The following is a 10,235-nucleotide window of genomic DNA, read 5'->3' as shown; positions in this document are numbered from 1 at the left end:
GGCCGCTCCCGCCCGCCCGCGCGACAGCCCCTCCCCCGCATCCGAGATCTCCACCTGCGACGACACAGACCCCCCCCCACCACACCCACCACCTTGCCCCTGAGGAAGCGCCCACTGGCAAGCCCCCCATCTGCCGAGAAATCCTTGGGGCGCTCGACCGCGGAGCCCATCAGAGCCGGGGAAGACTTGGTGCCTACGGGATCTCACCGAGGGGCTTCCGGGGGTTTTCCGGATGGCAGCGGAAAAAGGTGGCCAGACACTGGAGCCATGAGACTCCGAACCCTGGCCTTGGCGGGCACTCTCGCCGTCGGCCTGACCACGACAGGCGTCGCGAACGCGGCGACCGCGCCGGCAGAACTCCCCCGGCCGACCGGACACCACAAGGTCGGCCTGTCGACCTTTCACCTGACCGACACTCGCCGCGCCGACCCGTGGGTCCCGGCACAGCGCCGCGAGCTGATGGTCTCCCTGTGGTATCCCGCGCGCTCCGCGAGCGACCAGCGCGCGAAGTACATGACACCGCAGGAATCCGCGGCGCTGGGCACGGCGGTGAAGATCCCTGCCGACTTCTTCGCGGGCGTCGGCACGAACTCCACAGTGGAGGCTCCGGCGCTCGGCGGGAAGGCGCCACTCGTCGTGCTCTCGCCCGGTTTCATGTTGCCACGCAACACTTTGACCTCCCTCGCCGAGGAGCTGGCGAGCCGCGGCTACGTCGTCGCGGGCATCGGCCACAACTACGAGGCACTGGCGACCACGTTCCCCGACGGGCACACCACCGGCTGCGAAGCGTGCGCCATCAAGGACTGGACGAAGCTCGTCGACGCTCGTGCCGCCGACACGTCGTTCGTGCTCGACGAACTGACCGGGCCACGGTCGCCCCACGGCGTCGCGCGCCTCGTCGACGCGAGCCGGATCGCCATGGTGGGCCACTCGATCGGCGGCTCGAGTACCGCCCCGGCGATGCTGGCCGACCCGCGGATCGGCGCCGGGGTCATCGTGGACGGCAAGTTCTACACGCCGGTGACCGGCCTGAACCGCCCGTACCTGCTGCTGGGCCAGCCGGAGCACCAGCCGGGCGGCACCTGGGATCCCACCTGGGACGCCGGCTGGCCGGAGCTGGGCGGCTGGAAGCGCTGGCTGACCGTGGACAAAGCCGACCACAACACCTTCACCGACGCGAACTACCTCGCGGCGAAGGCCGGTTTCCCGATGCCCGGCAACCTCATCGAGCCGCTGCGGGGCATCCGGATCACCGAGGCGTACGTGACGGCGTTCCTCGATCAGCATCTGCGCGGCCGCTTCCAGCCGCTGCTGCGCGGCCCCTCGCCGCACTATCCCGAAGTCCGCTTCTGGAACCCGTGAACCGCGCGATCACCGGCGACCGGCCCGGTCAGGCGATGCCTTCCGGGCTGGCGCCGGTGATCGGCACTGCGTCGGCGGTGAGCCGGTCGATCTCGGCCAAGTCATCCGATGAAAGCTCGATGTCCGCGGCAGCGAGGCTCGCTTCGATGTTGGCGGGCTTCCGGGCCCCGACGATCGCGGCGTGCACGCCGGGCCGCGCCAGCGTCCAGGCGATGGCCAGCTGACTGACCGACATCCCCTTCTCCCCGGCGAAAGCCGACAGCTTGCCGACGATCTCCAGGTTGCGCCGCAGGTTTTCCCCTTGGAACGCCGAGGAACGCGAACGCCAGTCGGTGGCCTCGAACTTCGTGTCCGCGCCGAAGGCGCCGGTCAGCAGGCCGCTGCCGAGCGGGCTGTAGACCAGCACGCCGATGTCGTGCTCACGCGCGTAGGGCAGCGGGTCGGCCTCGATTCCGCGCCGGAACAGGTGATACGGCGGCTGGAGCGTCTCGGCCGGGCGGTGCTCGTCGAACGCGGCGAGCTGCGCGGTGTCGTAATTGGACACTCCGATGTGCCGGATCTTCCCGGCGTCCACGAACTCCTGCAGCACCCCGGCGGTCTCCTCGGCCGGGGTGTCGGGATCGGGCCAGTGCACCTGGTACAGGTCGATGTAGTCGACGCCGAGATTGCGCAGGCTGGTGTCGACACCCTCGGTCAGCCACTCGCGGCGCGCGTCGCGGGCACGTTCCGCGCGTGGCTTGATCCCGCCCTTCGTGGCGATGACGACGCTGTCCCGGCCCCGCTTCAGCTCGCCGCGCAATGCCTTGCCCAGCAAGACTTCGGACTTCCCCGCGCCATAGGCCTGCGCGGTGTCGAAGAGGTTGACGCCGAGTTCCCGGGCGCGCCCGACGGCGGCGATCGCGACGTCCTCGTCGAACGCTCCCCAGGCGCCACTGAGCTGCCACGTCCCGAAGGCGATCCGCGAGACTTCGAGACCGCTCCTGCCCAAAATCGTCGTACGCATGCTTCCAGCACAGCACAGACATCGGATCTCCGCAGTCACGCGTGGCGGAAATCCCGTCCATCGACACCACCAAATAACTGTTTGACAGTCGGCGCCGATCACCGGGATACTCGGCCCATGCCGGACTCCCCCACCCTGGACGATCTGCGCGTGCTCGCCCACCCGCTGCGCTTGCGGATCCTGTCGCTGCTGACCGGTACGGCGATGAGCGCCGCCGAGGCCGCGCGCGAACTCGACGAGACTCAGGCCAACGTCAGCTACCACCTGCGCCGGCTGCACGAGGCCGGACTGCTGGACATCGTCGAGGAGGTCTCGATCCGTGGCGGGCGGGCGAAACGCTATCGCCACGATCCCGAGTCCGGGCCGCGGCTGACCGAACGCAACCCCGAAGAGGACCACGTCCTCCTGACGTCGGCGGCCGAGGAACTCAAGCGCCGCATCGCATTCCGCGCACCGGAACACCCGGCGTCGATCACCGACGCCGAACTGTGGGTCGATCCGGAGGTCTGGGCGCAGGCCCTGCGCCAGGCCACCGAACTGAGCCGTCTGCTGCACGAAGCGGCCGAACCGCCGCGAACCGCAGGCACCGTCCGGGTCAGCGCCAGCGTCGCCCTTTTCGAGCTGCGATGAGCGAGGGGGTCGCATGAGCGACGCTTGCGAGCGAATCATGAATACCATGCGCCAAAAGGGATTCAACACTGTCTCGTGGAGCGAGGCGATCGCATGAGCGCGCGGACGCTGCTCGTCCCGTTGCGCGAGCGCAATTTCCGGCAGCTGGTCACCGGCAGGACGTTCGCCGATTTCGGCAACGCCGTCGCGCCGCTCGCGCTGGCCTTCGCCGTCGTGGACCTGACGGGGTCGGCGGTCGACCTCGGCATCGTGGTCGGCGCGCGCTCGCTGGCGAACGTCCTGTTGCTGCTCTTCGGCGGGGTACTGGCCGATCGGCTGCCCCGTTCGGTGATCCTCCAGGGCACCGAGCTGGCGGCGACGGTCACCCAGGCCCTCATCGCCGCGAGTGTCCTTTGTGGATTCGCCTCGATCCCGCTGCTGGTCGCGCTCAGCCTGGTCAACGGCGCGGTCGCGGCCATCTCGCTGCCCGCGGCGGCCGCGATCACCCCGCAGACCGTGTCCGCCGAACAGCTCGGCCAGGCCAACGCGCTGGTCCGGCTGCTGTCCAACGCGGGCCGGATCGGCGGCGCGGCGATCGCCGGTGTCATCGTCGCGGCCGTGGGTTCCGGCTGGGCGGTCGCGGCGAACTCCGCGCTGTTCCTCGGCGCCGCCTTGGCCTACCGCGGCATCCGGCTGCCGCGTGGCACCCGCGTCCCCGGCGGCAACCCCCTCGCGGAGCTGCGCGAGGGCTGGCGGGAATTCACCTCCCGCGCCTGGGTGTGGATCGTCGTCCTGCAGTTCATGGTGGTCAACGCCGTAGCCTTCGGCGCGCTGATGGTGGTCGGCCCGCTCATCGCCGACGACTCCTTCGGCCGCGCGGGCTGGGGTTTCGCACTGGCCGTCCAGACCGCAGGCTCGTTCGCCGGCGGCCTCCTCGCGGCGCACTGGCAACCACGCCACACTCTGATGTTCGGTGTGCTGCTGGTGGCGCTCGACTCGATACCGCTGTTCACCCTCGGCTGGTCGCCGCTGCTGCTGCCGTTGTTGTTCGCGATGTTCGTCTCCGGCCTGGCGGTCGAACAGTTCGCCGTCGCGTGGGACGTCTCGCTGCAGGAGAACGTGCCGGAGGACAAGCTCGCCAGGGTGTACTCCTACGACATGCTCGGCTCGTTCATCGCGCTGCCACTGGGCGAGATCAGTGCGGGCCCACTGGTGGAGCACGTCGGCAGAGAGGCGACGCTGATCGGCGGTGGTGTGCTCGTGGTCCTCGCGACGGCGCTCGCCCTGTGCAGCCGCCAGGTACGCGGCCTGGCCCGCAAGGTGCCGGAGGCTCAGCGCCCGGCGAGCGCCTCGTAGTACGCCTTCTGGCCGGGGTGGTAATCGGTGAACACGGGCAGCGGACCGTCCACTCCGGACGCGACGAGCTGATCGAGGTAGTACTCCCAGCCAGGGCCGATGTCGCCGATCCCGGCGTCGGACTCGAGGTGCTGGACCAGCCGCAGCACGCACGCGCCTTCGGTCACGGTCAGCAGCAGCTCCAGCCGCCAGCTGCCGTGCTCGTCCACTGTGGACACGGCGAGCCGATGCGGCGGCTCGCAGGCGTCGATGCGCAGATCGAACCACGGCGCGCCTTCTTCGAAGGCCATCTGGACCTGGACGGTGCGGCCGGGCGCGGCGTCGCCCTTCCAGGCGCCGAACCACCGCGCGGTGCTCTCCGGTTCGGTCACGCTCGCCCAGACGTCGTCGATCGGCGCGCGGAAAGTCCGCTCCAGCACCAGATCGCAGCCGTCGGCGGTGCGCAGGAGCCGCCCGGTCGGAGTGGGGGTCATGCGATGTCCTCCTCGTCGTCGCGTGCCCTCGCGCGGGCACGCCGGGTGCGCTGGACCTCGGTCTCCAGCGCGTCGAGCCGGTGTTCCCAGCCCGTGGGCCGCAGGAACCGGGCAAGCCAGCCCGCGAGCTCGGCCAGCGGCGCCGGATCGAGCACGTAGACGCGGCGGCGGCCGTCCGGCTCGTCGCGCACGAGACCGCTCTCGCGCAGGACCCGCAGATGCCTGCTGATCGCGGGCCTGCTGATGGCGAACCGCTCGGCGATCTCGCCCGCGGCGAGGTTCTCCTCCCGGAGCAGGAGGAGGATCTCGCGACGGACGGGGTCCGCTATCGCGCCCGCGACGTCCACCGATGAAGCGTAACCGATGGGTTACGCTTCAGGGAAGGCCTTTCGCCGCAGGAAGTTGAGCACGGTCAGGCGGAGGACCACGTCGTCGTCCTGGTCGATCAGCTCGGCCAAGGTGCGCACCAGACCCCGGTCGGGCTTCGACCGCGAGGGCTGGGTGTCCAGCACCGTGACCCGCAGCCGGACCGTGGTACCGGGACGGACCGGCTTGAGCCAGCGCAACTCGTCGGCGCCGGGCCCGCCGAGACTGGCCACTGTGGACAGATAGTGACCAGCGAACAACCGCATCAGCACGCTCGCGGTGTGCCAGCCGCTGGCGATGAGCCCGCCGAACGGGCCGTCCTGGGCCGTTTCCCGGTCGACGTGGAAGCTCTGCGGGTCGAACCGCCGCGCGAACTCGACGATCTCGGCCTCGGTGAACGCGGCGTGGCCGAACTCGTACGCCGCGCCGGGCCGGTAGTCCTCGAAATACCGTTCACCGATCGGGACGGCGAACGCTTCGGTCGTGGTCATGGCGGCAGCCTGCCACGGGAAAACTTCGATCCGCGGCGAACAATCGTGCGGCTAGCCTGAACGCGTGCGCACAGAGCCCGACATCGCGACGGTCGCCAGGGCGATCGGCGAACCGGCTCGCGCCGCGATGCTGCTCCAGCTCATGGACGGCGAGGCGCACACCGCCCGCCGCCTGGCCACGGTCGCCGGGATCGCGCCGTCCACGGCCAGCTCGCATCTGCGGGTGCTGTGCGCGTCGGGACTGGTGCACGTCGCCGACGCGGGACGGCGCCGGCTGCACCGGCTGGCCGGGCCCGAGGTCGCCCAGCTCGTCGAAGCACTCGCCGCGCTCGCGCCGCCCCGGCTGCCCGGCACGCTCCAACCGGTGCCGCCCACGGACGCACTCCTGGCGGCCCGGATCTGTTACGGCCATCTCGCCGGGCAACTCGGTGTCGACATCGCCGTCGTGCTCCGGAAGGACGACATCGTGCCCTCACTCGAACCCGGCGAGACCGGCGTGGTGCGCACGTTCGACCATCCGCTGCTGGCGGCGTTGGAGATCACCGGACTCGAGCCCGGCCGCGCGGGCGTGCGTGCCTGTGTCGACTGGTCACATGGCACGACACACCTCGCGGGCGCGCTGGGGAGCGCCCTGCTTTCGGGCCTGCTCGCGGCGGGCTGGGTACGCCGCCGCCCGGCCGGGCGGGCGCTGCGGATCACCGCCGCGGGCCGGGAACGCTGGGCGGAGCTGGGTTTCTAGGCGATCAGCGCGACGCCCACGGCCGGACCTCTTCGAGCAGCTTCGCGACAGCCAGCACCAGATCGTCGGAATGCCGTGGCCCGACGATCTGCAGCCCGACCGGCAGCCCGGACGTCGTGCGCCCGGCGGGCACGCTGATCGCGGGCTGCTGGGTTAGGTTGAACGGGTAGCTGAACGGTGTCCACTCCGGCCATTCGCTCAGCCCGCTGCCGGGCGGGACGTCGTGGCCGGCCTCGAACGCGGTGATCGGCAGGGTCGGCGTGATCAGGACGTCGTACCGGGTGTGGAACTCGCCCATCAGGATGCTGAGCGCGGCCTTGTCGGCGAGCGCGCCGAGATAGTCGCTCGCCGAGTACGTCCGGCCTCGCTCCCAGACCCGGCGAAGCCCGGGGTCGACCTTCTCTTCGGAGCCCGGCGGGAAGGTATCGAGCAGTTTCGCCGCACCTGCGGCCCAGAGGATGTCGAAAGCGGGCTTCGGGTCGGAGAAGCCGGGATCGGTTTCCTCGATGCTCAGCCCGGCCTCGTCCAACGCGGCGACGGCCGCGGCGACGATCGCCGCGACCTCGGGGTCGACGTCGACGTAGCCCAGCGTCGGCGAGTACGCCGCGATGAGGCCGCGCACGTCGCGCCGGACCGCCTCGCGGTACGCGCCGAGCGCCGTGTCGAGCGCGGTCGGATCGCGGTGGTCGGGCAGCGACAGGATGTCGAGCAGCAACGCGGTGTCGTCCACCGACCGCGCCATCGGCCCCGCGTGCGAAAGCGGGCCGAACGGGCTCGCCGGGAAGAGCGGGATGCGGCCGTGGGTCGGTTTGAGACCGACTATGCCGCAGAACGACGCGGGTATCCGGACCGAACCACCGCCGTCGGTGCCGATCGAAAGCTCACCCATGCCCGCCGCGACGGCCGCCGCGCTGCCACCACTCGACCCGCCCGCGGTCTTCGTGGGATCGTGCGGATTACGGGTGATCCCGCAGAGCGGACTGTCCGTGACGCCCTTCCAGGCGATCTCCGGGGTGGTGGTCTTGCCCAGCACCACCAGGCCGTTCTCCCGCACCCGCGCGGCGACCGGGCTGTCGACGTCCCACGGCTGATCGGGGTCGATGCACTTCGAGCCGCGCACGGTCGGCCAGCCCTGGGTCAGGAACATGTCCTTGATCGAGATCGGCACGCCGTCCAGCCAGCCGATCGGATTGCCGTCCCGCCAGCGGATTTCGGCGGCTTTCGCCTGTTCCAGCGCGCGATCGGGGTCGACGAGGCAGTAGGCGTTGACCTCGTCCTCGCGTTCCTCGATCACCCCGAGCGCGTTCTGCGTGGCCTCGACAGGGGAAAGCTCCCCGGTCGCGTACGCGGCGACGAGTTCGCTGGCGGTCAACAATGTCGTTTCGCTCATCCAGTCCTGACTTCCGGTGACGGCACGTACCCGAGCTGCTTGTCCACGACATTGTGCAACGGTTCCCCTGCCCGCCACCGGATGAAGTTCTCCCGGAACACCTCCACCAGAGTGTTCCGCCAGCCGATGAAGTCGCCGGACATGTGCGGCGACACCAGCACGTTCTCCATGGTCCACAATGGACTCTCCGGCGGCAGCGGCTCGGTTTCGAACACGTCGAGCGCGGCACCGGCGATACTCCCCTCGCCCAGCGCCGCGACGAGGTCGGAGGTCACCACGAGCTCGCCGCGGCCGACGTTGACGAACCGCGCGGACGATTTCATCGCCGCGAACGCCGCCGCGTCGAACATGCCCTTCGTCTGCTCCGTCAGCGGCGCCACGGCGACGACGTAATCCGCGGCGGACAGGCATCCCGGCAGCTCGTCCGTGCCGTACACGACGCCGAAGTCCGGATCGCCGGTACGGGCCCGGCGCCCGGCGCCGCTCACCCGCATCCCCGCCGCGCGCAGCAGCCGCGCGATCGCCCTGCCGATCGGCCCGGTGCCGACCACCAGCACCTCCCGCCCGGCGACGCGCTCGCTCTCGCGGTGCAGCCAGCGGCTCTGCCGTTGCAGGTCCAGCGAACGGGCGAAGCCCTTCGCGAAGGCGAGGATCACGCCCAGGACGTACTCGGCGATCGCGTCGTCGAAGACCCCGCGCGAATTCGTCAGCACGACGTCGCTCTCGCGCAGCCCGGGGAACAACACCGGATCGACACCGGCACTGGCGATGTGCAGCCAGCGCAGCCGGTCGGCCGCGTGCCACGCCCCGGGGACCGCCGTGGAGAGGAAGTCGTACACGAAGAGGATGTCCGCTCCCGATAACGCATCGGGCAGTCCGGCCGCGTCCGTGTAACGAACCACCGCTTCGCCTTCGATAGCGCGCATGTCTGGTGGTTGGCCAGCGCCGCACAGCACCGCCAAAACCGGGGAATCCGACGCGATCACGTTGACACGGTAGGAGCCGCTCGTATGATTGTCAACAATCCGAGGACTGACCCCCGGAGCGACCGGACTTGTCATCTTCAGACGCTCTCCGGAGGGCTAACCTTGGACCTTGATTTCCTCGCGTTCGAAGGGCCGCTGGCACAGCGGGGCATCGGTGTCATCGCCCCGTTCGACCTCGCCCTGGAACGCGAACTGTGGCGCTGGGTGCCGATGGAGGTCTCCCTCCACCTGGCGAGAACCCCGTACGAACCGGTGCCGGTCAGCATGGAGATGGCCCAGCTGGTGAGCGATCAGCGGCACCTCGCCGCCGCGACGAGGGACGTCCTGCACGTCGAACCCGAGGTCGTCGCTTATCTCTGCACCTCAGGCAGTTTCGTCAACGGTGTCGACTACGAGCGCTCCCTCACCAAGGCCATCTGCGACGCCGGCGCGCCGGACGCGGTGACCACCTCCGGCGCGCTGGCCGAGGTGCTGCACAGCCTCGACCTGCGCCAGGTGTCGGTGCTGACCCCGTACGACGCCGACCTCACCGGGAAGCTGCACGACTTCCTCGCCGAAATCGGCGTCACCACGGTGTCGAGCGATCACCTCGGCCTCGGCGGCGGGATCTGGAAGGTCAGCTACCGGACCATCGCCGAACGCATCCTCGCCGCGGACCACAGCGCGGCCGACGCCATCTTCGTCAGCTGCACCAACCTCCCCACCTACGACCTGATCGACCCGCTGGAAGCCGCGCTCGGCAAACCGGTGTTCACCGCCAACCAGCTGACGATGTGGGCCTGCCTGCGCCGCATGGGACTGCCCGTGGTCGGGCCCGGCAAATGGCTCCGCGAGATCACCCAGCCTCCTGTTCCCTAGCGCCTACCCCCTTTCGTATCCACCCGGAGGAGTGAAGTTTCCCCGCCGTTGTTAGGATTGTCGACAATTTGCCTGCTTCCCCGGAGGTTCCGTGACCACCATCGGCTTCATCTACCCGGACCACGCCGCCGAGGACGAGTACCCGCTCGCCGAACAACTCCTGGGCGGCGATCGGAGCGGCATCCGGCTGCCGGTCGAGCACATCTACGGCACCGACCTGCACGCCGTCCCCGAACTCCTCGACCTCGGCAGCGAGGCACGGCTCGCCGAGGGCGCCTCGCTGCTGGCCAAGCACGAGCCCGACGCGGTGGTCTGGGCCTGCACCAGTGGCAGCTTCGTCTACGGCTGGGACGGCGCGCGGGACCAGGCGGACCGGCTGGCCGCCGTCGCCGGCGTCCCGGCTTCGAGTACCTCCTTCGCGTTCGTGCACGCCGCCAAGGCGCTCGGCGTGCGGCGGGTCGCCGTGACGGCGAGCTACCCCGACGACGTCGCCCGGTTGTTCGTGGACTTCCTCGCCGCGGGCGGGGTCGAGGTGGGGGGGGGGGGGTGGGGCGGGCGCAGCGCCCCCCCCCCCGCGCGGGGGGCGGGGCCCCCGGCGCGGC

General features: G+C 70.3%; 11 protein-coding genes and 1 pseudogene. 6 read left to right on the top strand and 6 right to left on the bottom strand.

Annotated elements, in window-relative coordinates:
- Positions 1–267: 267 nt before the first annotated feature.
- Positions 268–1,362, top strand: coding sequence for an alpha/beta hydrolase family protein (locus ACFWX1_RS45840; protein WP_378396228.1), 1,095 nt, complete (start codon positions 268–270; stop codon positions 1,360–1,362).
- A 28-nt stretch (positions 1,363–1,390) separates the two neighbouring features.
- Here the strand turns inward: ACFWX1_RS45840 and ACFWX1_RS45835 are convergent, their stop codons facing one another.
- Positions 1,391–2,365 carry an aldo/keto reductase gene (locus tag ACFWX1_RS45835; protein WP_378396227.1) on the bottom strand — a complete coding sequence of 325 codons (975 nt, stop codon included), beginning with the start codon at positions 2,363–2,365 and terminating at the stop codon, positions 1,391–1,393.
- Between the two features lie 117 nt (positions 2,366–2,482).
- On the opposite strand from ACFWX1_RS45835, the gene ACFWX1_RS45830 reads away from it, so the two are divergent.
- The gene (locus ACFWX1_RS45830; protein ID WP_378396226.1) at positions 2,483–2,995 is read left to right on the top strand and encodes an ArsR/SmtB family transcription factor; all 513 of its coding nucleotides are present in this window, start codon (positions 2,483–2,485) and stop codon (positions 2,993–2,995) included.
- A 93-nt stretch (positions 2,996–3,088) separates the two neighbouring features.
- Positions 3,089–4,330: an MFS transporter gene (locus tag ACFWX1_RS45825; RefSeq protein WP_378396225.1), complete on the top strand. Its 1,242-nt coding sequence runs from the start codon at positions 3,089–3,091 to the stop codon at positions 4,328–4,330.
- On the opposite strand, the gene ACFWX1_RS45820 is transcribed toward ACFWX1_RS45825, so the two are convergent.
- From ACFWX1_RS45820 to ACFWX1_RS45810, 3 genes are read right to left on the bottom strand one after another with little or no spacing between them, the layout of a single operon-like run.
- On the bottom strand, positions 4,306–4,803 hold the full coding sequence (locus ACFWX1_RS45820) for an SRPBCC family protein (RefSeq protein ID WP_378396224.1): 498 nt from the start codon (positions 4,801–4,803) through the stop codon (positions 4,306–4,308). The genes ACFWX1_RS45825 and ACFWX1_RS45820 overlap by 25 nt on opposite strands.
- Positions 4,800–5,150: a metalloregulator ArsR/SmtB family transcription factor gene (locus ACFWX1_RS45815; protein WP_378396223.1), complete on the bottom strand. Its 351-nt coding sequence runs from the start codon at positions 5,148–5,150 to the stop codon at positions 4,800–4,802. The genes ACFWX1_RS45820 and ACFWX1_RS45815 overlap by 4 nt, the downstream gene beginning before the upstream one ends.
- 21 nt (positions 5,151–5,171) lie before the next feature.
- Positions 5,172–5,660: a MaoC family dehydratase gene (locus tag ACFWX1_RS45810; protein ID WP_378396222.1), complete on the bottom strand. Its 489-nt coding sequence runs from the start codon at positions 5,658–5,660 to the stop codon at positions 5,172–5,174.
- Between the two features lie 64 nt (positions 5,661–5,724).
- Here ACFWX1_RS45810 and ACFWX1_RS45805 point away from each other — a divergent pair, with 64 nt between their 5' ends.
- The gene (locus ACFWX1_RS45805) at positions 5,725–6,399 is read left to right on the top strand and encodes an ArsR/SmtB family transcription factor (protein ID WP_378396221.1); all 675 of its coding nucleotides are present in this window, start codon (positions 5,725–5,727) and stop codon (positions 6,397–6,399) included.
- Positions 6,400–6,403: 4 nt separating this feature from the next.
- Here the strand turns inward: ACFWX1_RS45805 and ACFWX1_RS45800 are convergent, their stop codons facing one another.
- Positions 6,404–7,789 carry an amidase gene (locus ACFWX1_RS45800; RefSeq protein ID WP_378396220.1) on the bottom strand — a complete coding sequence of 462 codons (1,386 nt, stop codon included), beginning with the start codon at positions 7,787–7,789 and terminating at the stop codon, positions 6,404–6,406.
- Positions 7,786–8,715 carry a D-2-hydroxyacid dehydrogenase gene (locus ACFWX1_RS45795; RefSeq protein ID WP_378396219.1) on the bottom strand — a complete coding sequence of 310 codons (930 nt, stop codon included), beginning with the start codon at positions 8,713–8,715 and terminating at the stop codon, positions 7,786–7,788. The genes ACFWX1_RS45800 and ACFWX1_RS45795 overlap by 4 nt, the downstream gene beginning before the upstream one ends.
- A gap of 162 nt (positions 8,716–8,877) precedes the next feature.
- Here ACFWX1_RS45795 and ACFWX1_RS45790 point away from each other — a divergent pair, with 162 nt between their 5' ends.
- Both ACFWX1_RS45790 and ACFWX1_RS45785 read left to right on the top strand, forming a co-directional pair.
- A complete protein-coding gene (locus tag ACFWX1_RS45790; RefSeq protein ID WP_378324990.1) occupies positions 8,878–9,633 on the top strand; it encodes an Asp/Glu/hydantoin racemase in 756 nt (251 codons plus the stop codon).
- 91 nt (positions 9,634–9,724) lie between these two features.
- Positions 9,725–10,235: pseudogene (locus tag ACFWX1_RS45785) on the top strand (hypothetical protein); the annotation flags it as partial.

The organism is Amycolatopsis sp. NPDC059021, from assembly GCF_042739895.1.
GTDB lineage: Bacteria > Actinomycetota > Actinomycetes > Mycobacteriales > Pseudonocardiaceae > Amycolatopsis.
The sequence above is the reverse complement of the archived record's forward strand: the minus strand, read 5'-3'. Positions and strand labels throughout refer to the sequence as shown.